The following is a 21,770-nucleotide window of genomic DNA, read 5'->3' as shown; positions in this document are numbered from 1 at the left end:
GCTGACGGGCCAGCAGCGCCCGCAGGAAGCGCACCTCGGGCGAGGGCGGCGTCCAGGGCGCGGGCTTGAGGAGCGCGCCGAAGCGCGCCAACACCTTGGCATCGACCGCGTCGGTCTTGGTGCGCACCGCCAGGCCGCGCGCAAAGTCCCGGGCCTGGGCCGGGTTGACGATCGAGACCGTCAGGCCACGCCCGTGGAGCAGTTCGGCGGCCGTCTCGTGGTAAGGGCCGGTGGCCTCCAGCACCACATGGACCGCCTCCGGCCTCGCCCCCTGACGCCCCAGCCAGTCGATCAGCGCCTCCACCCCCGCGGCGGTATTGGGTACCGTCTTGGTCTTGAGCTTGACCCGCTCCTGCTCGCTCAGCTCTAGCGCGGTGTGCAGTTTCGCCTTCGAGACATCGATTCCGAGAGACATCATCGTCGTCCACTCCTTGATCCTGGGCCAGTCCTCATACCCACTCGCCTTGTCCATGCAGGGTTCGCCCCTTGGATACCGTTCAGTGTCGAGACTGGCATGAGAAGAGAGATCGAGGGCTTAATCTTAGCGACAAGGTCCAGGCCTTCAGTCGCAATCGAGCTGCCTCAATCTCGCGCGGTGGGAGCTAACCACCACGGGGTGGCAAGATACAAGGCGCGAAGGTGATCAAGGCGTCATTGTCCAGGTTGTCTCGATGCGCTTCGGTGCGTGCGCTGACAGACGACAGGTGGAGCCGTGGTGTGATCGATGGATGTCCGCCAGCCCAGATGTGGGCTGACGGCAACGGCATGCTTCTTTGCGTGCTTCGCGTCTTTGTGGTTCAGCGTTTCACCTACTCGACCTCGAACAGTCCGAGCCTGCGCTCGACGGCGCGGTTCTGGAGGGTGACGTATTTGGGCAGGCCGCGCTCGAAGGGCGGGTAGTCCTCGCCCTGGATCAGCGGGATCAGGTAGTCCTTGCAGGCCTGGGTGATGCCGTAGCCGTCGGCGGAGATGAATTCCTTGGGCATGAACTTCTCGACGTTGGCGACCTCGGCGAGCGGGGCCTCGCCGACCTCCCAGGCGTAGGGATCGTTGCTCAGACGGCGCACCGTCGGCATCACCGCGTTGTGCCCGGCGAGGGCGAACTCGACCCCGGCGCGGCCCATGGCGTAGGCCTGCTCGACGTCGGTCTTGGATGCGAGATGACGTGCGGCGCGCTGCAGATAGTCGGCCACCGCCCAGTGGAACTTGTAGCCGAAGGCCTCCTTGACCATGTTCGCCACCACCGGCGCGGCGCCGCCGAGCTGGGCGTGGCCGAAGGCGTCGCGGGTACCCTGCTCGGCGAGGAAGCGGCCATCGGGGTGATGCGCGCCCTCGGAGACCACCACGGTGCAGAAACCGTGACGCTCGACCTTCTCCTGCACCGCGGCGAGGAAACGGGTCTGGTCGAACTCGACCTCGGGGAAGAGCACCAGCACCGGGATGCCGTGGTCCTCGGCGAGCGCCCCGGCGGCGGCGATCCAGCCGGCGTGACGGCCCATCACCTCGAGCACGAAGACCTTGGTCGAGGTCTTGGCCATCGAGCGCACGTCGAACGAGGCCTCGAGGGTGGAGGTGGCGATGTACTTGGCCACCGAGCCGAAGCCGGGGCAGTTGTCGGTGATCGGCAGGTCGTTGTCGACGGTCTTGGGGATGTGGATCGCCTGCACCGGGTAGCCGAGGCTGGCCGAGAGCTGGGAGACCTTGTAGCAGGTGTCGGCCGAGTCGCCGCCGCCGTTGTAGAAGAAGTAGCCGATGTCGTGGGCGCGGAAGACCTCGATCAGGCGCTCGTACTCGCGGCGGTTGGCCTCCAGGCTCTTGAGCTTGTAGCGACAGGAGCCGAAGGCGCCGGACGGGGTGTAGCGCAGCGCGGCGATCGCCTCGTCGGACTCGGCCGAGGTGTCGATCAGGTCCTCGGTGAGCGCGCCGATGATGCCGTTGCGCCCGGCATAGACCTTGCCGATCCGGTCGGGATGCTGGCGCGCGGTCTCGAGCACGCCGCAGGCCGAGGCGTTGATGACGGCGGTGACGCCGCCGGATTGGGCGTAGAAGGCGTTCTTCGCGGACATGTCGGTGGTCCCCCTTGGATGCTTTTCCGATTCGGGTGTGGCGTGGCCGGGCTCAGGGGCGCGCCAGTGGCGGCAGGTCGTCGCCGAGGCCCAGGGCACGCGCGATGAAGGCGCGCTTGAGCGCGGGCAGGCGATCGGTGGCGCTGAGCCCCAGACCGCGCAGTCGCGCCAGTAACGGGTTGGTGTTGCCGAACAGCCGCTTGAAGCCGTCCATGGCGGCGAGCATCGCCAGGTTGTCGCCGCGGCGCGCGCGCTCGTAGTGACGCAGCGTCCAGCAGCCGTTGATCGCGCGTCCGCGGGCGCGTGCCAGGTCGAGCGCGGCGGCCAGTTCGGCGGCGTCGAGGAAGCCGAGGTTGACCCCCTGACCGGCGAGCGGATGGATGGCGTGGGCGGCATCGCCGATCAGCGCAAGCCCCGGTTGTACGTAGCGCTTGGCGTGTTGCAGGCGCAGCGGGAAGGCGGCGCGCTCGCCCTCGAGCACCAGCCTGCCGAGCCGCCCCTCGCTGGCCTCGGTGAGCGCCTCGGAGAAGGCGGCCGGGGCGAGCCCGAGCAGCGTCTCGGCGCGTTGCTCGGTGGCCGACCAGACCAGCGAGCAGGCGCCGTCGCGCAGCGGCAGCAGGGCCAGCGGCCCGCTTGGCAGGAAACGCTGCCAGGCCGTCTCCTGGTGACCGTGCTCGGGACGCACGGTGGCGACGATGGCGCGCTGGTCGTAGTCCCAGCCATAGGTCTCGATCCCGGCGAGGGCGCGGACCTGGGAGTCGCGCCCGTCGGAGCCGACCAGCAGTCGACCCTGCAGCCGCCGGCCGTCATCGAGGCCAAGTCGGGTGAGGTCGGCGTCGTGGGTGAACTCGGTGATCCGCGCCGGGGTGATCAGCTCGACCTCGGTGTGTGCCGACAGATGCTCCCAGAGCGCGCGCTGGATGACCCGGTTCTCGACGATATGGCCGAGATCGGGCTCGCCGAGCGCGCGGCTGTCGAAGTGCACGCCGCCGCCCTTGCCGCTCCACACCCGCATCTCGCGATAGGGGCTGGCGCCGAGCGCGAGGATGCGCTCCCACACCCCGAGCCGTTGCAGGATGCGTTGGCTGGCACGGCTGAGCGCGCAGACGCGAAGATCGCGCGTGCCCTCCGCCCAGTCGAGCATCGGGGCACGCGGCTCGATCACCGCGATGCGCAGTCCCTTGTCGGCACAGGCGGCGGCGCAGAGCGCGCCGACCATGCCACCGCCGACGATCAGCAGGTCGTGGGTCGCGTCCGGATCAGACATGGCTCGTCCTCAGGGGTAGACCACAGGCAAGGCGGGGCTGGGTTCCTTCCAGCCCCATGAAGCGTCGCGCGACCCGCTGGCGGGCGCCGGGGAGCAGGTCGATGCCGAGCATCGCCGCGGCGCGCAACCCGAGCACCGGGCGCAGCGGGTTGACGAAGACCCGCGCCAGCAGGTCGGTGACCAGCCCGGTGACGAGCTGGTCGCCGCCGCGCCAGCGACGATAGGCGGCGAGGGTCTCGGGGTCGCCGGGATCGGCGCGCCCGGCCGGCTCGGCGAGCACCTCGGCGAGCGCGGCGACGTCACGCAGCCCGAGGTTGAAGCCCTGACCGGCGACCGGGTGGAGGGTGTGGGCGGCGTTGCCGATCAGCACCACGCGCTGCTGTACCGGCTCGCGGGTGAGCGCGAGTCGCAGCGGATAGGCCTGGCGCGCCGAGGGGCGTTCGAGCCGGCCGAGCCGGTGGCCGAAGCGCGCCTGCAGCAGCGCGATGAAGTCGGCGTCGGAGAGCGCGAGCAGCTCGGCGGTCTCGTCCTCGCGGCAGGTCCAGACCACCGAGTAGCGCCCCTCGGTCATCGGCAGCAGCGCCAGCGGACCGCTCTCGGTGAAACGCTCGTAGGCGGTGCCGGGGCTGGCGTGATCGGCGGTGACCGTGGTGATGATGGCGTCCTGGCCGTAGGCGTGGCCCTGGGTGCCGAGCCCGAGCCGGGCGCGGATGGCCGAGTCGCCGCCGTCGGCGGCCACCAGCAGCCGGGTGCCGAGCTGGAGGTCGCGTCCCTGACAGTGCAGGTCGAGCGTGACCCGGTCGCCCTCGAGTCGATGGTTGCAGAGCCGCGCCGGACACAGGGTGGTGAGGGTGTTGAGGGTGGCGAGCCGGGTGCGGATGGCATGCCCCATGACCCGCGCCGGGGCCACCTGGCCGAGCGCCTCGACGCCGAGCTCGGCATGATCGAGGCGGGTGAAGCCGCAGTGTCCGCGATCGGAGACGTGGACCCTGCGGATGGGTTCGGCCTCGGCGGCGATGCGCGGCCACAGCCCGATGCCCTGGAGGATGCGCTGGCTACCGAGCGAGAGGGCGATCACCCGCTCGTCATAGCTCGGCTGGCGCATGGTTTCGGGGGCGACGGCCTCGACCAGCGCGATCCTGAGTCCGGTCGGGGCGAGGGCGCAGGCCAGGGCGCCCCCGACCAGCCCGCCGCCGACGATCACCACATCGTACTCGTGCATAGCTCTCTCGCGGGTCTGTCTACATCTGTTGAGGGTGTCCGGGCGTTCTCAGCTCGCCATCAACGCCTCGATCTCCTCGGGGTCCTTGGGCGCGCCCTCGGTGAGGACCTCGTGGCCGTCGGCGGTGATCAGCACATCGTCCTCGATGCGGATGCCGATGCCGCGATAGGCGATCGGGACTTGGGCATCATCGGGCATGTAGAGCCCGGGTTCGACGGTGATCACCATGCCCGGTTCGAGCGCCCGCCAGGCGCCGTCCTGATCGCGATAGCGGCCGACGTCGTGCACGTCCATGCCCAGCCAGTGGCCGGTGCGGTGCATGTAATAGGGGCGATAGGCGCCCTCCTGCAACAGCGTCTCGGGGTCGCCCTCGAGGATGCCGAGACGGACCAGCCCGCGGGTGAGCACGCCGAGCGCGGCCTGGTGCGGGGCATCGACGCTGGCGCCGGGGCGGGCGACGGCGATCGCCGCGCGCTGGGCCTCGAGCACCAGGTCGTAGAGTTCGCGCTGCGGGGTGCTGAAGCGGCCGTTGACCGGGAAGGTGCGGGTGATGTCGGCGGCATAGCCCTCGAACTCGCCGCCGGCGTCGATCAGCACCAGTTCGCCGTCGCGCAGCAGGGCATCGTTCTCGGTGTAGTGAAGGATGCAGGCATTGGCGCCACCGGCGACGATCGGCGGGTAGGCCTGGAGGCGCGCGCCGGCATCGGCGCAGCGATACTGGAATTCGGCCTCGAGCGAGAGTTCGGGCAGGCCCGGTCGGCAACGACGCATCAGCGCACGATGGGCCGCGGCCGAGATCTCGGCCGCGCGGCGCATCAGCGCGATCTCGGCGGGATCCTTGCGCAACCGCAGCTCGTGCAGGGCGACACCGATCCGGGTCAGGGTCTCGGGCACCGAGGTGCTGCCGCGGGTGGCGGCGCGGGCGCGCCCGAGCCAGTCCTGGATGCGCGCCTCGAAGGCCGCGTCGGCGCCGATCGGGCAATGCAGCCGGGTACGTCCGGCGAGCAGCTCGGGCATCCGCTGATCGAGCTCCGCGAGGGTATGGGCCTGGTCGACCCCGTGGTCGGTCACCGCGCCCTCGGCGCCGATGCGTCGACCGTCCCACTGCTCGCGCTCGGGGTCGCGCTCGCGGCAGAACAGCACGAATTCGCCCTCGGCGCGCCCGGGGACGATCACCGCGATCGCATCGGGTTCGGGAAAGCCGGTGAGATAGCGGAAGTCGCTGTCTTGGCGGAAGGGGTGGTTGACCCCGGCGTTGCGCTCGGTCTCGCGCGCGGCGGGGACGATGGCGATCGCCTCCGGGCCGATGCGCTCGGCCAGCGCGGCGCGTCGGCGTTGATACTCGGTGGCGCTCATGCCGTGCCCTGTCCCTGGTCGCTGTCCTGGCGTGCCGGGGCCTCGTCATGGATCAGCAGTGCGGCGGCGCGGGTGAACTCGATGATCTCGGTCAGCGCGGCCTCGTTCTCCTCGTTGTCGTCGAGGTCGTTGAGGTCCATGCGGGTGATGTCGGCGAAGTCGCGCAGGATCTCGCGCCCCTGCTCGGAGAGTCCCTGCTCGGAGATGCCGAGCATGCCGAAGGCGTAGAGGAAGCCGCGTACCCAGTCGTAGAGCGCGGTGGCGCGCTGGGCGAGCGGTGCGCCCTCGTCGGGCAGCAGCGGGCTGAAGCCGTAGTCCTCGTCGGCGAGTGCGGCGCGGGTCGCGCGCGCGAGTTCGCCGAGTGCGGCGCGGGTCTCCTCGCGTGCGGCCTCGGCCTCCTCGCTGTCGACGGGGGCGGTCTCAGCCTCGGGCGGGGCCGCCTCGGACTGCTCGGCGTCGGCCTGGGGCGAGCTGGCGGGCAGCAGCTGGTCGAGCCAGCGTTGCTCGGGGTCGGTGATACCGGCGCAGATCAAGCCGCACAGCATGCCGTGCGCCTCGCTCGCGGTCGGGGTGAGTGGGCTCGCCTCAAGGAGTTGGTCGAGCCGGGTGTCGTCGATGTCCGTGGCAACCTCCGTGGCGCATGGGGCGCGCTCGTCGCGGTGAATCGACAATCGATCATAGCATGGGTTCCAGCCGCCAGCCGCCAGCCGCCAGCCGCCAGCCGCCAGCCGCCAGCCGCCAGCCGCCAGCCGCCAGCCGCCAGCCGCCAGCCGCCAGCCGCCAGCCATCAGCCATCAGCCATCAGTCGCCAGTCGCCAGTCGCCAGTCGCCAGTCGCCGGTCGCCGGTCGCTGGGAGGATTGAACCGCAAAGCCGCGAAGGGGCAGAGCGACCAGCCTGCGGCTGTCAGCCGCGCGCTCGCCGACGGGCGCCCTGGTGGCCGGGAGGAGTCAGCTGTCTGAGCTTCCAGCTGTCAGCCTCCTCAGGCCTGTCTGGTGGCGTTGCAGTTGGCTGCAAACCGACACTGGAGGCTGGCAGCTGGTCGCTGCGCCCTTGAGGTTAAGGCAATCTCCCGGTAGCCGGCGCCCGATTGACCCTCTTCCGAGCCCCTTCTATAGTGCGCTGAACTGCAATGGAGTCACGCACCTTGGCCGATTTCGATCTAGACCAACTGGAACGGCAGGTCGCTGCGTTGATCCGGCTCAATCAGCGGCTGCGCGAGGAGAACGCCTCGCTGCGCGTGCGTCAGGAGACGCTGGTGGCCGAGCGCGGCGAGTTGATCGAGAAGACCGAACAGGCGCGTAGCCGGGTCGAGGCGATGCTCTCGCGGCTGCGTGCGATGGAGGAGAGCTTGTGAGCGATGAACCGCTGCAGGTCAGCATCCGTATCCTCGACAAGGACTACCGGGTCGCCTGCGAGCCGCACGAGGAAGAGGGCCTGCGCGATTCGGCGCGGCTGCTCGATGGCCGGATGCGCGAGATCCGCCAGACCGGGCGGGTGATCGGTACCGACCGCATCGCGGTGATCGCGGCGCTCAACATCGCCCATGAGCTGATCCAGCTCCAGCGCGCCGGCGGGGTGCCCCGCGACGATGTGTTGGTGGAGCGTCTGGGGCATCTTCAGGGGCAGCTCGCCGAGGCGCTCGCGCACGCCGTCCCCCCCCTGGACGCATCGCCCGAAAAGGGTTAGCCTGTCACTGCGACACCCCCTGTAGTGTTCGACAGCGGTCTGGGTATTTTCTTGAGCCTAATCTCGACCCTGGGAGCATGACCGCAAGGCTGTTGTGCATGTCCGCCCCGAGCGGAAAGCCTGATGCCATTGCTGACTGTTCCCACTTGAACCCTCTGGTTCAAGAACGAAGGCCTGCGACGGCACCCGTGGGGGGTGTCCTTTACCCCATCCCTTGATGTCCGATCCCTCTCTCCCATCATTGCGCCGTACCCTGCGCCAGCGTCGTCGCGCGCTCGGGGCGAGGACCCAGCGTCTGCATGCCCGCGCGCTCGCGCGACGGCTGGGGCGCGAACTCGCGCTGTTGCGCGCCCGCCGCATCGCGCTCTACTGGCCGAGCGACGGTGAGCCCGATCTGCGTGCGCTGATCGAGACCCTGCGCGGACGCGGGCATGACTTCTATCTGCCGGTGCTGCGTCGCCCGGCGCCGGCCCGTGGCTCGACGCTGTGGTTCGTGCGCCACCAGCCGGGACGGCGGATGTGTCCCAATCGCTACCGCATTCCCGAACCCTGTGCGCGCGGTCGTGCGATCCGCCCGGTGAGGCAGCTCGATCTGGTGCTGGTGCCGCTGGTGGGGTTCGATGCCGATTGTCATCGCATCGGCATGGGCGGCGGTTTCTACGACCGCGCCCTGGCGCACCTGCGCCGTCATCGTCGCTGGCGCCGGCCACGGCTGTTCGGCATCGCCCACGAGTGTCAGCGTCTCGAGCGTATCGCGCCACGCCCCTGGGACGTGGCGCTCGATGCGGTCTTCACCGAGCGTCGGCGTTATCGGCGTCCGCCGTGCTGAGCGGCCCGGCGCCGGCGAACAGTCGGTAGGCGAGGTTGTCGGTCTCCTCCCAATAGCTGTAACCGAGCGCGTCGAGCGATGCGCGGAAGTTGGCGCGTTCGCCCGCCGGCACCTGGGCGCCGAGCAGCACCCGGCCATAGGCGGCGCCGTGGTTGCGGTAGTGGAACAGGCTGATGTTCCAGCGCTTGCCGATGGCGGTGAGGAAGTTGAGCAGGGCGCCGGGGCGCTCGGGGAACTCGAAGCGCACCAGCACCTCGTCGGCGATCCCCGGCGCGTGTCCGCCGACCATGAAGCGGATGTGCAGCTTGGCCGTCTCGTTGTCGCTCATGTCGACGACCTCGAGGCCCTTGGCGGCGAGCTTGGCGGTCAGCTCCTCGCGCTCGGACTGGCCCCGACTCAGCTCGACCCCGACGAAGACCTGGGCCTGACGGGCATCGGCATAGCGGTAGTTGAACTCGGTGATCTGGCGCCTGCCGAGCAGCTTGCAGAAGGCGAGGAAGCTGCCCGGCCGCTCGGGGATGGCGACGGCGAGCAGGGCCTCGCGACGCTCGCCGAGTTCGGCACGCTCGGCGACATGGCGCAGGCGGTCGAAGTTGACGTTGGCGCCGCTCTCGATGGCCACCAGCTGCTGGTCGCGGATGTCGTGGGTGGCGACATAGCGCTTCATCCCCGCCACCGCGAGTGCCCCGGCCGGCTCGGCGATGCCGCGGGTGTCGTCGAAGATGTCCTTGACCGCGGCGCAGAGTTCGTCGGTGCTCACCAGCACCACCTCGTCGACGTATTCGCGGGCGATGCGGAAGGTCTCCTCGCCGATGCGCCTGACCGCGACCCCGTCGGCGAACAGCCCGACCCGTTCGAGCTCGACCGGGGCGCCGGCGGCGAGTGCCTGGTACAGGGTCGGCGCTTCCTCGGGCTCGACGCCGATGATCCGCACCTGAGGATAGAGCCACTTCACATAGGCGGCGATCCCGGCGATCAGCCCACCGCCGCCGACCGGGACGAAGATGGCGTCGGGTGGGGTCGGGTGCTGGCGCAGGATCTCCATGCCGATGGTGCCCTGGCCGGCGATCACCTCGGGGTCGTCGAAGGGATGGATGAAGGTCAGCCCCTGCGCCTCGACCAGCGCCATGGCATGGGCATAGGCCTCGTCATAGGAGTCGCCGTGGAGCACCGCCTTGGCGCCGAGGCGGCGCACCGCGCCGACCTTGATCGCCGGGGTGGTGCGCGGCATCACGATGGTGGCGGTGATCCCCAGGCGCTTGGCGCCGAGGGCGACGCCCTGGGCGTGGTTGCCGGCGCTGGCGGCGATCACCCCGCGCGCACGCGCCTCGGCGTCGAGTCCGACGAGCTTGTTGTAGGCCCCGCGCAGCTTGAACGAGAACACCGGCTGCAGGTCCTCGCGCTTGAGATAGACGGCGTTGTCGAGTCGGGCGGAGAGCAGCGGTGCCTTGGTCAGCGGGGTTTCGCAGGCGACGTCGTAGACGCGGGCGCGGAGGATGCGCTCGATGTAGTGTGTGGGCATGGAGGACTCCGGGGATAGCGTTGCTGCTCCATGTTAGCGCAGCGACGCCCCGGCGCGGTTGCTATGATGGCCGCCCGCGGCCGTGCCGGCCGTGTCATCACGCCGAGTCCCTCGGCGTGTTCGTCAGCCAGAGAGTCCCATGCGGAGGAGTGAGATGGACCAGGACGCGATGAAGCGCCAGGCGGCCGAGGCCGCGTTGGCCTATGTCGAGGGCGGTGTGATCGGGGTGGGGACGGGCTCGACCGTCAACCATTTCATCGATGCGCTGGCCGGCATCAAGGGGCAGATCGAGGGGGCGGTGTCGAGCTCCGAGGCCTCGACCGAGCGGCTGAAGGCGCACGGTATCCCGGTGTTCGTCCTCAATGCCACCGGCGAGCTGACGCTCTATGTCGATGGCGCCGACGAGTCGAACGCGCGCCTGCAGCTGATCAAGGGTGGCGGTGGCGCGCTGACGCGCGAGAAGATCGTCGCCGCGGCGAGCAAGCGCTTCGTCTGCATCGCCGACGAGAGCAAGCTGGTCGATGTGCTGGGCGCCTTTCCGCTGCCGGTGGAGGTGATCCCGATGGCGCGCAGCCATGTCGCGCGTGCGCTGGTCGAGCTGGGCGGGACGCCGGTGTGGCGTGATGGCTTCGTCACCGACAACGGTAACCTGATCCTCGACGTCCATCATCTCGAGATCCAGGATCCGGTGGCGCTGGAGCAACAGATCAATGCCATCGCCGGGGTGGTGACGGTGGGGATCTTCGCCCAGCGTCCGGCCGATGTGCTGATCCTCGGCTCTGCCGAGGGTGCACGGACGTTGACCGTGGCGGGTTGATCCTCGGTCGGTCGCACGCCTGGAGCGGACGCCGGTCGTCTTTTTTCCGGGCAAAGAAAAACGGGGCCGCTGGCCCCGTTTTTCGTTCCACGGTTCTAGAGCGCGAGGCTTAGAAGCTGTGGATCATGCCGACCGAGAAGCCGTCCCAGTCCTCGACGTCGAGATCGCTGTCGACCTGGGTGTACAGCACGTACGCCTTGGTGCGCTTGCTGAAGTTGTGGTCGAAGGCGATGGCCCAGGCGTCGGCGTCGATGTCGTCGACGTTGTTCACGCCGAGGTCATAGGAGTTGGCGCCGTACATGGCCTTGACCTGGTTGTTGCCGAAGGCATAACCGGCCTGGATCTGCCACAGGTCAGCCGACGGATCGCCGAAGTCCTGGTTCTCGTAGACGGCGGTCAGGGTGAAGCCGTTCCAGTCGAGGAGACCGAGGCCGGCACGCCACTTGGTGTAGTCGTCCTCGACGTAGCCCGGGTTGGCGACGACGCGGCCGTTGGGCAGGACGATGTTCTTGCCGGTCAGGCTGTCAGCGGAGTCCATGAACAGCTCGTTGCCGATCGACTCGTAGGAGAGAGCGGCGTAGAACGGGCCGTTGGAGTAGATACCGGCCAGCGAGTAACCCTCGGCGAGGCTGTCGGCGTTGACGTTCTCACCGAAGCCCAGGGTCGAGCCGCCACCAGCGTGGGTCGCGGCGGCCAGCTGGAAGCCGCTGAAGCTCGGGCTGATGTAGGCGATGGCGTTGTCGAAACGGTTATCGTCGAAGCCGATGGTGCCGTTGTAGTCAGCCATGGTGTCGGCGAACAGGTCGAGCTTGCCGGTGGAGATCTTCATCGGGCTGTCGTGACGACCGACGAGGAAGGTACCCCAGTTGCCGGCGAGACCGACGAAGCTGTTACGCATGGTGATGGTGTCGTTGGCGCCGGAAGCGGCGTTGCCGTAGCCTTCCTCGGTCATGCGCACGCCGAACTCGACCTGGTAGATGGCCTTCAGACCGTTACCCAGATCCTCCGAGCCCTTCACGCCGATGCGGTTGGCGCGGCCAGCACCAGGCAGATCGCCGCCGCCGTTCAGGCCCCAGCCCTTGAAGCCGACGCTCTCGCCGGTGACGGGATCGATGGCGGTTGCCTCGACGTCTGCATAGTCGATCGACATGTGCAGCTTGCCGTAGAGGACAGCCTCAGCCATCGCAGCGGCCGGAGCGGCCATGGCGGTGGCGACCGCCAGGGTGATGAGTTTCTTGTTCATGATGTTCTCCGCTGTTGTGAATTTGTCAGACAGACTGCAGAAACCGAGCGCAATCATGCTTTGCGAAGTGAACTATAGAGGAGGGCATGGTGTTTTGCAACAGATTGGACGGGAAAAAGACACACCCATTAAAAAGTGTCTCTTTTTTGCATCGCTAGCGCTTGGCCGGACGGCTGAGTGCATCCCCCAAAAGTTTATCGGATGATTGCACGGCCCTGCTGTCGGTGCGGTTTTTACGAATGCATCGAGCGGGGCGTTTCGAGCCGGTCGCGTATCGGCTGTAATTCGAGCACCCTGGGAGCGATCGGGCATCGCTTGTTGTGAAAAGGGTACATCTGTGTCAAGACCCGATATCGGGACAAGGATGAGGCGGGGAGGGGGATAAAGAAAAAGGCCCGAACCCTGAGGGCTCGGACCTTTTCCTGGAGTATGGCTGGGGGACTAGGATTCGAACCTAGGTTGACGGAGTCAGAGTCCGTAGTCCTGCCGCTAGACGATCCCCCAATATCGCTTGCCGCGATATGTCGGAGAATTATAGCGACTCCGACATACCGTGACAACCCCGAAGTTTTAACGCTTCGAGAACTGCGGACGCTTGCGCGCCTTGTGCAGACCGACCTTCTTGCGCTCGACCTCACGGGCATCGCGGGTCAGGAAGCCAGCGCGACGCATCGGAGAACGCAGGGTCTCGTCGTACTCGGTCAGTGCGCGGGCGATGCCGAGGCGGATGGCGCCGGCCTGCCCAGTGTTGCCGCCACCCTTGACGGTGACGTTGACATCGATCTTGTCGGCCAGCTCGGCGGTCTCGAGCGGCTGACGGACCACCATACGGGCAGTCTCGCGACCGAAGAACTGGTCGATCGGACGACCGTTGATCGTGATGTTGCCAGCGCCTGCCGTCAAGAAAACTCGTGCGGCGGACGTCTTGCGGCGACCAATAGCGTGTTGCGTCTCCGACATGCGTCTGATTCCTAAACGTTGAGCTCGAGGGGCTGAGGCTGCTGCGCCTGGTGTTCGTGATTCGGACCGGCGTAGACACGCAGCTTGCGGAACATGGCGCGTCCCAGCGGACCGCGCGGCAGCATCCCCTTGACTGCGAGCTGGATGGCACGCTCAGGGGCGGTCTCGAGCAGCTTTTCGAGGCTGGTCGACTTCAGGTTACCGACATACCCCGTGTGACGGTAGTACATCTTGTCCTGCATCTTGTTGCCGGTCACGCGAATCTTGTCCGCGTTGACGACCACCAGATAATCACCGGTATCGACGTGCGGGGTGTATTGCGGTTTGTGCTTGCCGCGAAGGCGCAACGCCAGTTCGCTGGCGAGCCGGCCGAGTGTCTTGCCTTCGGCGTCGATCAGGTACCAGGCGCGGCGAACCTCTGCGGGTTTGGCGCTAACAGTCGTTGTCATGTCCTTCGCTCCGGGAAGTCCACGCGCAACAGAACGGCGCGCGGTCCGTGAATTCGTTATCTGCGTCGAGAAAGACCGGGGATGGTACGCGATCGGTTTCGCGAGCGCAACCCCCCGTTGTATCATCGGGTGCGATCTGTGCTGCGGGTCCGTTCAGCCGGGCAACTTCAAGCGGTCAACGTGCTTGCCGGCGAGCAGATGAGACTGGAGGATCTCCTCGATATCCTCCTGATCCACGAAAGTGTACCAGACTCCCTCTGGATAGACCACGATCACCGGACCCAGCTCGCAACGCCCCAGGCAGCCGGCGGTGCTGATCTGCACCCCGCCCGGTCCGGTCAGCCCCAGTGCCTTGGCGCGCTGCTTGAGATGGTTGCGCATCTCCAGGGCGCCACACTGATCGCAGCTCTGGCGTCCGTCGCTGCGGGCGTTGGTGCAGAAGAAGACATGATGGCGATAGTAGGTCATCGTCGCTGTCAGAAGGTCCTGATCCAATGCTTGGCCCGGTTGCCCAGGGTAGCACGGAGCGAAGGCTCCCGACCGTTCGCGCCCGGACCGCCCCAGCCCGCTCAGAGTTCGAATGCCTTGAATACCGCCCTCAGCCAGACTTCTTCTTCCGACCCGACGGCCCTGGAGTTGCTCCGGCTCGCCGATCAATGCGTCAAGTGCGGGCTCTGTCTGCCGCACTGCCCGACCTATGCCCAGACCCGTGACGAGGGCGACTCGCCGCGCGGGCGCATCGCCCTGATCCAGGGTTGGGCGAGCGGCCAGCTGGTGTGGGACACGGCGCTGGCCGCCCATCTCGACGGTTGTCTGGGATGTCGCGCCTGCGAGCGCGCCTGTCCCTCGCTGGTCGCCTACGGTCGGCTGATCGATGGCGCCCGCGCGCGCCATCAGGCGCAGCGCCCGCGCTGGCGGCGCTGGTGGTCGCGCCGGCGCCTGGAGACGGTCTCGGATGCCGTGCAGGTGCGTCGGCTCGTCGGACTGCTCGCGCGGCTGCGCGGGGCCGGGGCGCTGGCCTGGCTGGGTCGGCTCGCCCCGTCGCGACTGGCCGTCTATCTGCGCCTCGCTCGGGTGATCGGGACGCCGTCGCCGGCCTCTGCCGTGCCATCGGTCACGCTGGCCGGTGACGCGGTCGAGCTGTTTGTCGGCTGTACCCAGGAGGGGTTGCAGGGCGGTGCGGTGATGGCCGCGCGGGCGCTGCTCGCCCGGCTCGGGGTGCAGACCCGGATCGCCGACGAATCGCTGTGCTGCGGGGCGCTGCTGCGTCACGCCGGTCACCCCGAGGCCGCCGACCGACGCCGCGAGCGGGTCGCCGAGGTGCACGCCGGGCGCACCCTGGTCGGCTTCTCCAGCGCCTGTGTCGGCGAGCTGCGCGAGCACCCGGGGCTCGCCGGGACCACCGAGCTGTGCGCCTATCTCGATGGCCTGGCCTGGCCCGAGGCGCTGCGTCTGCGCCCGACGCCGCTGCGGGTGCTGGTCCACGAGCCCTGCACCCATCGCACCCTGCTCGGCGGCAACGCCGCGGTGCACCGGTTGCTCGGGCGCATCCCCGGGGTGGTGTTGATCGGGCTCGGTGAACAGGCGAGCTGTTGCGGCGCCGCCGGCACCTACATGCTCGAACGCCCGGGGATGGCGCAGGCGCTGTTCGCCGATCAGCTCGCGGCGATCCGCGCCGCCGCCCCCGAGCTGATCGTCACCACCAACCTCGGCTGTGCCCTGCAGCTCGCCGCCTCGCTGCGCGAGGCGGGGCTGGAGATCGCCGTCGAGCATCCGGTCGAGCTGCTCGCGCGCCAGCTCGAGCCCCTGCCGGACACATGAAATCCGCCGTACACGACCCGATATCGCCCCATCACCGATGGCGTGGACGCCGTCGCGCGCGCCGCGCCCTGTCAACACGGACCCAGGAGACCATGAGCACTCGTCACTACACCCCGCTCGATGCCTTGCTGATCCAGGGCGATCGCGCCCTGCGCACCCTGTTCGGTCGGCCACCGCAGACCGAGCGCCCCAACCCCGCGGCCGGTCTCGGCGAGGGCGATCTCGGCAGCGATCAGCGCCGCCATGTCGCCCGGTTGATGCGCATCAACCATACCGGCGAGGTCTGCGCCCAGGCCCTCTACCAGGGCCAGGCGCTCACCGCGCGGTTGCCCGAGACCCGCCACCGGCTGGAGCGTTCGGCGCAGGAGGAGAACGACCACCTCGCCTGGTGCGAGACCCGGCTGCGCGAACTCGACGACCGCAAGAGCCTGCTCAATCCGCTGTGGTATGCCGGCGCCTTCGGGCTCGGCGCGGCCGCCGGGATCGTCGGCGACAAGTGGAGTCTCGGCTTCGTGGTCGAGACCGAGCGTCAGGTCGAACACCATCTCGACGATCATCTCGAACAGATCCCGCTACAGGACGAGAAGAGTCGCGCCATCCTCGAGCAGATGCGCGCCGACGAGATCCATCACGCCCAGGTCGCGCGCGCCGCCGGCGGCGCCGAGCTGCCCGCTCCGGTGCGGCGGATGATGCGTTGGGGCTCGCGGCTGATGACCCGCAGCGTCTACTGGGTCTGATCCGGGCGCTGAGTGCCCCGTTGCACTGATCGTCTCGGCTGCCGCCGCGCGCCGGATGCGCGCGGCGCCGGGCCGTCGGAGAGCGCCAGCACCAGCCCCAGCATCACCAGCACGGTCACCAGGCTGGTGCCGCCCTGGCTGATCAGCGGCAGGGTGATGCCGGTCAGCGGGATGAGCTTGGTCACGCCGCCGAGATTGAGCAGGGTCTGGCAGGCCAGGGCGCTGACCAGCCCGAGTCCGAGCAGACGACCGAAGCGGTCGCGGGTGCGCTCGGCGACGAGCAACCCGCGCCACAGCAGGATCAGCACGAAGACCACCAGCAGCACGCAGCCGACGAAGCCGAACTCCTCGCCGATCACCGCATAGATGAAGTCCGACTGGGCGATCGGGGTGTACTCCGGATTGCCCGCGCCCAGCCCCTCGCCCCACAGCCCGCCCGAATACATCCCCGAGAGCCCCTGGAGGATCTGCCAGCTCGCCCCGGTGGGATCGGCGAAGGGATCGAGCCAGGCGGCCAGTCGGCGCTGACCGTGGGCGAACAGCCCCAGCGCCGCCGCGCCGAGCGTGCCCCCGAGCCCCAGCCCCCACCACAGATAGCCGCGTCGCCCGCTGCCGGCGACCAGCACCACCAGCTGCACCGTCGCCAGCACCGCGAGCATGCCGAGATCGCGCTGCCACAGCAGCAGCGCCGCGAGCACCGCCCAGAACCCCACCAACGGCCAGAGCGTGCGCAGCGGCGGCCAGATCGACCCGGGTCCGCGCCACTCGCCGAGCGCCTTGGCGTGCCGGTCGACGAACCAGGCCATGAACACCACCGCGGTGATCTTCAGGAGTTCCGTCGGCGTCACCAGCCCGACACCGTAGACCGCGCCGCGAAAGCGCTGCCCGAGCGCCAGCACCACGACGACCAGCGCCAGCGACAGCGCCGCCCACAGCCAGCCGGCGGTGGCGAGCCGGACATGGCGCCCGCGCATCGCCAGCGCGCAGGTGACGAGCATCGCCGTCACGCCGAGCGGCAGGGCGTAGAGCCCGGGGTCGGTCGGATCGCCCGGATCGAAGGCGCCCATGCGATAGCGCACCAGCAGCCCGAAGCCGGCGAGCAGGGCGATACAGGCGGTGAGCAGCTGATCGCCGCGACAGCGCAGCGCCACCAGACCGAGATGGATCACCACCACGCAGCCGAGCAGCAGCGCCGGGGCGACCAGCACCTCGGCGCCGAGCCGTGCGCCGGCGGCCTGTGCGCTGCCGATCGCCATGGCGAAACCGAGCCCGACGCACAGCAGCCCCCAGGCGAGCAGTTCGCGCTCCGGGGCCCGCAGCGCCCAGGCCGCGCGCAGATCGGGTGGCGGCGCGCTCATCGCAGCAACCCCCGGCGGGCGGCCTGCTCGATGAGCGCGCGGGCGATCGGCGCGGCGGCCACCGCGCCATAGCCGCCGCGCTCGACCAGCACGGCGACGGCCAGGGTCGGGCGCTCGGCCGGTGCGAGACCGAGAAACCAGCTGTGCGCCCGGCCCTGGGCGTGCTGCGCGGTGCCGGTCTTGCCGGCGATGCGCAGCGCCGGGTCGTCGATCGCGCGCGCCGTACCCTCGGTGACCACCGCGCGCAGCAGCGGTAGCAGCGCCGCGCTGGTCGTCGGCGAGAAGAACTGGCCGAGCGCCTCGGGCGGCTGGTCGCGCAGCAGCCGGGGGCGCATCGCCACCCCCTGGTTGCCCACCGCCGCGCCGATCAGCGCGAGCTGCGCCGGGCTCATCAGCAGCGCGCCCTGGCCGAGCGACATCTGCGCCAGCCCGTAGCGGTCGTCGGGGTCGAGTCGGGGCAGTCGCAGGGTCTGCATGGTGTAGCGTCCGTGGGCGCTGTGGTGGAGCACGATCGGTCGGTTGGCATGGAGCCGGTCGGCGAGGGCGTAGAAGGCGGCGTGACCATAGCCGACGCCGAGCTTGGCGAAGAACACGTTGGAGGAGCGCGCCAGCGCCGTGCCGAGCCCGATCGCGCCGTGACCGCGCCACTGCGTGCCGTGCTCGCGCGCCTCGTAGTACTCGTGGTCGCGGATGCGGGGATAGCGCGCCGAGGTGGTGAAGCCCTCGGGCGGACAGTCGATGGTGGTGTTGAAGCCGTGCTCGAGCGCGAGCGCGGCCATCACCACCTTGAAGGTCGAGCCCGGTGGATAGAGCCCCTGGGTGGCGCGGTTGAGCAGGGGCGCGGCGGCGTCCTCGGCGCCGCCGAGGGTGGCGGCGATGCGCTCGGGGTCGAACCCCGGGGTGCTCGCCAGCACCTGCAGCGCGCCGTCCTGCGGGCGCAGCATCACCACCGCGCCGCGGCGCGCGCCGAGCAGGGCGACGGCGTGGCGTTGCAGCTCGGCATCGAGGGTGAGCCAGAGATCGTGGCCGCGCGGGTGCTCGTCCTGGGTCAGCACCTGACGCCCGACCCGGCCCCAGTCGGCGAGCCGCAACGGGGTGCCGCCGTCGAGATGGACGCTGGCCACCGCCTCCAGCCCGGTGGCGCCGAAGCGCGGGTGACGGTAGCCGACGACATGGCCGAACACCGGTCCGTCGCGGTAGTGACGCCGGACCTGGCCGGCCTGCTCCTCGCTGTAGACCAGCACCTCGCCGTTGCGATCGAGGATACGTCCGCGGCGCAGCCGGTGCGCCGGGTTGAAGTCGCGGCGGTCGTAGAGCTGCATGAAGGCCATGAACTGCGGGCGCAGCATCCCGGTGAGCTGCCAGCTCGCCTGGTGCAGCAGCACCACCGCGAAGAGCAGGATCAGCACCAGCAGCGCGCGCCGCTCGCCGCCCTTGCCGCGTGCCAGCTGGCGCATCGGCAACTGCGGGTGGAGGTCGCGGATGCGTTGGAGCAGATAGGCGAGGGCGAGCAGCAGCCCAGCATGCAGCGCGACCCGCACCACCGGCCAGCGCGTCGGGTCGGTCAGCGACTCCAGCGCCATCGGCTCAGGGTGCCTGGGCGGGGAAGGGGGTGAAGCCCGAGCCCGGCGTGTCGGGGAGGGCGATGACGCCCTCGCGCGGAGAGGGCGCGACCCCGAGGTCTTCGGCGAGCCAGGCGGCGGTATCGAGCCCGTGGGTCTGCGTCGGCGCCAGCGCGGCGGCGAGCTGGGCGTCGACCCACAGCCCGGCGGCGCTCTCGACCACGCTGGTGAGCACCACCTCGAGCCCGGCGGCGCGGGCCCGATCGGCGAGCGCCCGGGTGGCGCGCGGGCCGCCGAGGACGGCGGGCTTGAGCACCACTCGGCGCACCCCGAGCCGCTCCGGGGCGAGCCCGGCGAGCGGCCCGGCGAGCGACTCGTCGAGCGCCAGGGCGAAGGGCGCGCGCGCCTGCAGTGCGGCGAGGGTCGCGGTGTCGGGCTCGCGCAGCGGTTCTTCGAGCGACTCGACCGGCAGCGCGCGACAGGTCTCGATCATGGTCGCGGCGGTGGCCGCGTCCCAGGCGCCGTTGGCGTCGAGCCGCAGCCGTGTCTCTGGCGGCAGGTGGCGGGCGAGCACGCGGAGTCGCGCGCGCTCGGTACGCGGTTCCGCGACCCCGAGCTTGAGCTTGAACACCCGCGCGCCGCGCGCCGCGGCCGCGCTGAGTGCGCTGGCCGGATCGTCGCCGAGTGCGCCGAGCACGGCGTTGACCGCGACCCGTGCCGGGGCCTCGGGGGCGAGCAGGGCGCGCAGCGTCAGCCCGCGCCGCCGTGCGATCAGATCGAGCAGGGCGCTCTCGACCCCGTGTCGCGCCGCCGGGGCGGCGAGGGTCAGGGCCTCGAGTCGGTCGAGCAGCGCCTCGGCGCCGAGTGCGCCGGCCGCCCCGAGCACCCGCGCGAGCGCGGTCTCGGCGACGTCCGGTGACTCGGTCCCGGCCGCCGGCAGCGGCGCGCAGTCGCCCCAGCCGCTGACGCCGCCGGCGCTGGCCCTGACCAGCCAGCCGCGGCGTTGGGCGAAGCCGCCGCGGGCGCTGCTCCAGTCGCGCGCCAGCGCCAGGGCGTAGGGGGTGATGCGCAGCGCGACCCTCATCGCCCTAGAGCGCCAGCGCCACCACCAGCAGCAGGGTCAGCGCGCTCTGGTAGAGCGCGGTGCGTGCCAGCTGCTGGTTGAGCGCACGTCCCTCGGCACCGCGCAGCAGGTTTGCCGCCAGCGCCAGCGCCAGCGGCAGCGCGGCGAGCAGCGGCCAGGGGTTGGCCGGTATCCCGGCGAGCAGCAGGATGGGCACCGGCAGCACCAGCAGCAGGGTGTAGAGCAGCCGCGCCCGGGGCCGACCGAGATAGTGACAGAGGGTGCGCCGCCCGGCGCGCCGATCGCTGTCGAGGTCGCGATAGTTGTTGATCACCAGCACCGCCGCCGCCGGCAGCCCCAGCGCCAGCCCCACCAGCAGCGGCGTCCAGCCGAAGCTCAGGGTCTGCAGGTAGTAGGTGCCGCCGACCGCCGCGAGGCCGAAGAACAGCAGCACGTAGAGTTCGCCGAAGGGGCCGTAGGCGATCGGTCGCGGGCCGCTGGTATAGGCGTAGCCGGCGACCAGCGAGGCCAGGCCGATCACCAGGATCGGCCAGCCGCCGCGCCACAGCAGGGCGATGCCGAGGACGAATGCAAGGGCGAAGGCCAGGTGCGCGGCCAGGCGCACCTGACGCGCGCTGAACCAGCCCTCGGCGCTGGCGCGCGCCGGTCCGAGTCGGTCGGGACCGTCGGTGCCGCGCTCGAAGTCGACCGCGTCGTTGTGCAGGTTGGTGCCGATCTGGATGGCCATCGCCGCGAGCAGGGTACAGAGCGCGGTGAACGGCGCGAGCCGCCCGGTCTGTGCCACCGCCAGGGCGATGCCCGCGATCACCGGCGCCAAGGCCATCGGTAGGGTCTTGGGCCGGGCCGCGAGGATCCAGCGCACCAGGGGCGAGTGCGTGGCGCTCACGTCAGGGGCGCCAGGGGAAGCGGCTGAAGTCGGGGTCGCGCTTGTCGAGGAAGGCGTTGCGGCCCTCCTGCCCCTCCTCGGTGGTGTAGAAGAGCGCGGTGGCGTTGCCCGCCAGCTCCTGGATACCGGCCATGCCGTCGGTGTCGGCGTTGAACGAGGCCTTGAGGATGCGCAGCGCGGTGGGCGAGAGCTGGAGCATGCGTCGGCACCACTCGACGGTGGTGCGTTCGAGCTCGGCGAGCGGCACCACGGTGTTGACCAGGCCCATGTCGAGCGCCTCGGCGGCGTCGTACTGACGACACAGGAACCAGATCTCCTTGGCCTTCTTCAGCCCCACGGTGCGCGCCATGATGCCGGCGCCGAAGCCGCCGTCGAAGCTGCCCACACGTGGTCCGGTCTGGCCGAAACGGGCGTTGTCGGCGGCGATGCTGAGATCGCAGATCAGGTGCAGCACGTGACCGCCGCCGATCGCGTAGCCGGCGACCATGGCCACCACCGGCTTGGGCAGGGTGCGGATCTGGCGCTGCAGCTCGAGTACGTTGAGGTGCTCGACCCCGGCCTCGTCGCGATAGCCCTCGTGGCCACGGATGCGCTGATCGCCGCCGGAGCAGAAGGCAAGATCGCCGGCGCCGGTGAGCACGATCACCCCGACCTTGGGGTCGAGATGGGCGCGGCGGAAGGCGTCGATCAGCTCGCGCACCGTCTGCGGACGGAAGGCGTTGCGCACCTCGGGGCGGTTGATGGTGATGCGCGCGATACGCTCGGCCTGATGGTAGAGGATGTCCTGGTACTCGGGCGCGCCGGCCGGGGTCTCCCAGGCGATCGGACGGCTCGGGTCGGCCGCGCTCGGGGCGGGCAGTTGGACGGACTGGTTGGGGTTGTCTGGCTCCACCTGTGTAGGAC

Annotated in this window: 21 protein-coding genes, 1 tRNA gene, 1 other RNA gene and 1 pseudogene; 7 read left to right on the top strand and 17 right to left on the bottom strand. The window is 69.8% G+C overall.

All coding sequences use genetic code 11. The annotated features are described in order from the left end of the window. The 6 genes from EBL85_RS04575 to EBL85_RS04550 form a co-directional block, all read right to left on the bottom strand. Positions 1-418: transposase (locus EBL85_RS04575; RefSeq protein WP_190288036.1), on the bottom strand; the 418-nt coding region annotated here is incomplete at its 3' end. Between the two features lie 391 nt (positions 419-809). Then, positions 810-2,066, bottom strand: a complete 1,257-nt coding sequence (locus EBL85_RS04570) for a 6-phosphofructokinase (protein ID WP_123142283.1) — start codon at positions 2,064-2,066, stop codon at positions 810-812. Positions 2,067-2,118: 52 nt separating this feature from the next. Further along, entirely contained in the window at positions 2,119-3,333 is a 1,215-nt protein-coding gene (locus EBL85_RS04565; RefSeq protein WP_123139502.1) for a UbiH/UbiF/VisC/COQ6 family ubiquinone biosynthesis hydroxylase, read from the bottom strand. After that, on the bottom strand, positions 3,326-4,555 hold the full coding sequence (gene ubiH, locus EBL85_RS04560) for a 2-octaprenyl-6-methoxyphenyl hydroxylase (protein ID WP_123142282.1): 1,230 nt from the start codon (positions 4,553-4,555) through the stop codon (positions 3,326-3,328). The genes EBL85_RS04565 and ubiH overlap by 8 nt, the downstream gene beginning before the upstream one ends. Positions 4,556-4,603: 48 nt before the next feature. Continuing rightward, complete coding sequence (gene pepP, locus EBL85_RS04555) at positions 4,604-5,911, bottom strand: Xaa-Pro aminopeptidase (protein ID WP_123142281.1); 1,308 nt, start codon at positions 5,909-5,911, stop codon at positions 4,604-4,606. Further along, positions 5,908-6,582, bottom strand: a complete 675-nt coding sequence (locus EBL85_RS04550; protein ID WP_223806063.1) for a UPF0149 family protein — start codon at positions 6,580-6,582, stop codon at positions 5,908-5,910. Before EBL85_RS04550 ends, pepP begins: the two co-directional genes overlap by 4 nt. 475 nt (positions 6,583-7,057) lie before the next feature. On the opposite strand from EBL85_RS04550, the gene EBL85_RS04540 reads away from it, so the two are divergent. From EBL85_RS04540 to EBL85_RS04525, 4 genes are all read left to right on the top strand, one after another. After that, positions 7,058-7,267, top strand: a complete 210-nt coding sequence (locus EBL85_RS04540) for a TIGR02449 family protein (RefSeq protein ID WP_223806062.1) — start codon at positions 7,058-7,060, stop codon at positions 7,265-7,267. Then, positions 7,264-7,599 (top strand): cell division protein ZapA, encoded by a 336-nt coding sequence (locus EBL85_RS04535; protein ID WP_005222309.1) that lies wholly within the window; start codon positions 7,264-7,266, stop codon positions 7,597-7,599. Before EBL85_RS04540 ends, EBL85_RS04535 begins: the two co-directional genes overlap by 4 nt. A 13-nt stretch (positions 7,600-7,612) precedes the next feature. Further along, positions 7,613-7,798: non-coding RNA, 6S RNA (ssrS, locus tag EBL85_RS04530), on the top strand. Between the two features lie 18 nt (positions 7,799-7,816). Continuing rightward, positions 7,817-8,428, top strand: a complete 612-nt coding sequence (locus tag EBL85_RS04525) for a 5-formyltetrahydrofolate cyclo-ligase (RefSeq protein WP_123139499.1) — start codon at positions 7,817-7,819, stop codon at positions 8,426-8,428. Here the strand turns inward: EBL85_RS04525 and ilvA are convergent. Next, positions 8,391-9,959, bottom strand: a pseudogene (gene ilvA / locus EBL85_RS04520) (threonine ammonia-lyase, biosynthetic); the annotation flags it as partial. The gene EBL85_RS04525 and the pseudogene ilvA overlap by 38 nt on opposite strands. A 145-nt stretch (positions 9,960-10,104) precedes the next feature. On the opposite strand from ilvA, the gene rpiA reads away from it, so the two are divergent. Continuing rightward, positions 10,105-10,767 carry a ribose-5-phosphate isomerase RpiA gene (rpiA, locus tag EBL85_RS04515; RefSeq protein WP_123142280.1) on the top strand — a complete coding sequence of 221 codons (663 nt, stop codon included), beginning with the start codon at positions 10,105-10,107 and terminating at the stop codon, positions 10,765-10,767. 109 nt (positions 10,768-10,876) lie between these two features. Here rpiA and EBL85_RS04510 read toward each other — a convergent pair whose 3' ends face one another. From EBL85_RS04510 to EBL85_RS04490, 5 genes are all read right to left on the bottom strand, one after another. After that, complete coding sequence (locus EBL85_RS04510) at positions 10,877-12,010, bottom strand: porin (protein WP_123142279.1); 1,134 nt, start codon at positions 12,008-12,010, stop codon at positions 10,877-10,879. A gap of 430 nt (positions 12,011-12,440) precedes the next feature. Next, positions 12,441-12,514, bottom strand: a tRNA-Gln gene (locus EBL85_RS04505). A gap of 66 nt (positions 12,515-12,580) precedes the next feature. Beyond that, entirely contained in the window at positions 12,581-12,970 is a 390-nt protein-coding gene (rpsI, locus tag EBL85_RS04500) for a 30S ribosomal protein S9 (protein ID WP_005222320.1), read from the bottom strand. Positions 12,971-12,981: 11 nt separating this feature from the next. Next, positions 12,982-13,419 (bottom strand): 50S ribosomal protein L13, encoded by a 438-nt coding sequence (rplM, locus tag EBL85_RS04495; protein ID WP_005222322.1) that lies wholly within the window; start codon positions 13,417-13,419, stop codon positions 12,982-12,984. A 153-nt stretch (positions 13,420-13,572) separates the two neighbouring features. Then, positions 13,573-13,887 (bottom strand): ferredoxin, encoded by a 315-nt coding sequence (locus tag EBL85_RS04490; protein ID WP_123139495.1) that lies wholly within the window; start codon positions 13,885-13,887, stop codon positions 13,573-13,575. 117 nt (positions 13,888-14,004) lie between these two features. On the opposite strand from EBL85_RS04490, the gene EBL85_RS04485 reads away from it, so the two are divergent. Both EBL85_RS04485 and coq7 read left to right on the top strand, forming a co-directional pair. Then, on the top strand, positions 14,005-15,240 hold the full coding sequence (locus EBL85_RS04485; protein ID WP_123142278.1) for a (Fe-S)-binding protein: 1,236 nt from the start codon (positions 14,005-14,007) through the stop codon (positions 15,238-15,240). 92 nt (positions 15,241-15,332) lie between these two features. Then, positions 15,333-15,977: a 2-polyprenyl-3-methyl-6-methoxy-1,4-benzoquinone monooxygenase gene (gene coq7, locus EBL85_RS04480; protein WP_123142277.1), complete on the top strand. Its 645-nt coding sequence runs from the start codon at positions 15,333-15,335 to the stop codon at positions 15,975-15,977. Here coq7 and EBL85_RS04475 read toward each other — a convergent pair. The 5 genes from EBL85_RS04475 to menB are packed head-to-tail and all read right to left on the bottom strand — an operon-like array spanning position 15,965 to position 21,726. Continuing rightward, on the bottom strand, positions 15,965-17,335 hold the full coding sequence (locus tag EBL85_RS04475) for an FtsW/RodA/SpoVE family cell cycle protein (RefSeq protein ID WP_123142276.1): 1,371 nt from the start codon (positions 17,333-17,335) through the stop codon (positions 15,965-15,967). The genes coq7 and EBL85_RS04475 overlap by 13 nt on opposite strands. Then, positions 17,332-18,918 carry a penicillin-binding transpeptidase domain-containing protein gene (locus EBL85_RS04470; RefSeq protein WP_123142275.1) on the bottom strand — a complete coding sequence of 529 codons (1,587 nt, stop codon included), beginning with the start codon at positions 18,916-18,918 and terminating at the stop codon, positions 17,332-17,334. Before EBL85_RS04470 ends, EBL85_RS04475 begins: the two co-directional genes overlap by 4 nt. A gap of 4 nt (positions 18,919-18,922) precedes the next feature. Beyond that, positions 18,923-19,981 (bottom strand): o-succinylbenzoate synthase, encoded by a 1,059-nt coding sequence (menC, locus tag EBL85_RS04465; protein WP_123142274.1) that lies wholly within the window; start codon positions 19,979-19,981, stop codon positions 18,923-18,925. 4 nt (positions 19,982-19,985) lie between these two features. Then, positions 19,986-20,867, bottom strand: a complete 882-nt coding sequence (locus tag EBL85_RS04460) for a 1,4-dihydroxy-2-naphthoate polyprenyltransferase (protein WP_190288035.1) — start codon at positions 20,865-20,867, stop codon at positions 19,986-19,988. 1 nt (position 20,868) lies between these two features. Next, on the bottom strand, positions 20,869-21,726 hold the full coding sequence (menB, locus tag EBL85_RS04455) for a 1,4-dihydroxy-2-naphthoyl-CoA synthase (protein WP_043762868.1): 858 nt from the start codon (positions 21,724-21,726) through the stop codon (positions 20,869-20,871). Between the last annotated feature and the right edge of the window lie 44 nt (positions 21,727-21,770).

The organism is Marichromatium sp. AB32 (assembly GCF_003718675.1).
GTDB lineage: Bacteria > Pseudomonadota > Gammaproteobacteria > Chromatiales > Chromatiaceae > Marichromatium > Marichromatium gracile.
The sequence above is the reverse complement of the archived record's forward strand: the minus strand, read 5'-3'. Positions and strand labels throughout refer to the sequence as shown.

Bases quoted from the DNA above. Each gene is read 5' to 3' on its own strand.
- EBL85_RS04570 (WP_123142283.1), bottom strand. From the start codon at position 2,066: ATGTCCGCGAAGAACGCCTTCTACGCCCAATCCGGCGGCGTCACCGCC.
- EBL85_RS04565 (WP_123139502.1), bottom strand. From the start codon at position 3,333: ATGTCTGATCCGGACGCGACCCACGACCTGCTGATCGTCGGCGGTGGC.
- ubiH (WP_123142282.1), bottom strand. From the start codon at position 4,555: ATGCACGAGTACGATGTGGTGATCGTCGGCGGCGGGCTGGTCGGGGGC.
- pepP (WP_123142281.1), bottom strand. From the start codon at position 5,911: ATGAGCGCCACCGAGTATCAACGCCGACGCGCCGCGCTGGCCGAGCGC.
- EBL85_RS04525 (WP_123139499.1), top strand. From the start codon at position 7,817: ATGTCCGATCCCTCTCTCCCATCATTGCGCCGTACCCTGCGCCAGCGT.
- rpiA (WP_123142280.1), top strand. From the start codon at position 10,105: ATGGACCAGGACGCGATGAAGCGCCAGGCGGCCGAGGCCGCGTTGGCC.
- EBL85_RS04510 (WP_123142279.1), bottom strand. From the start codon at position 12,010: ATGAACAAGAAACTCATCACCCTGGCGGTCGCCACCGCCATGGCCGCT.
- rpsI (WP_005222320.1), bottom strand. From the start codon at position 12,970: ATGTCGGAGACGCAACACGCTATTGGTCGCCGCAAGACGTCCGCCGCA.
- rplM (WP_005222322.1), bottom strand. From the start codon at position 13,419: ATGACAACGACTGTTAGCGCCAAACCCGCAGAGGTTCGCCGCGCCTGG.
- EBL85_RS04490 (WP_123139495.1), bottom strand. From the start codon at position 13,887: ATGACCTACTATCGCCATCATGTCTTCTTCTGCACCAACGCCCGCAGC.
- coq7 (WP_123142277.1), top strand. From the start codon at position 15,333: ATGAGCACTCGTCACTACACCCCGCTCGATGCCTTGCTGATCCAGGGC.
- EBL85_RS04475 (WP_123142276.1), bottom strand. From the start codon at position 17,335: ATGAGCGCGCCGCCACCCGATCTGCGCGCGGCCTGGGCGCTGCGGGCC.
- EBL85_RS04470 (WP_123142275.1), bottom strand. From the start codon at position 18,918: ATGGCGCTGGAGTCGCTGACCGACCCGACGCGCTGGCCGGTGGTGCGG.
- menC (WP_123142274.1), bottom strand. From the start codon at position 19,981: ATGAGGGTCGCGCTGCGCATCACCCCCTACGCCCTGGCGCTGGCGCGC.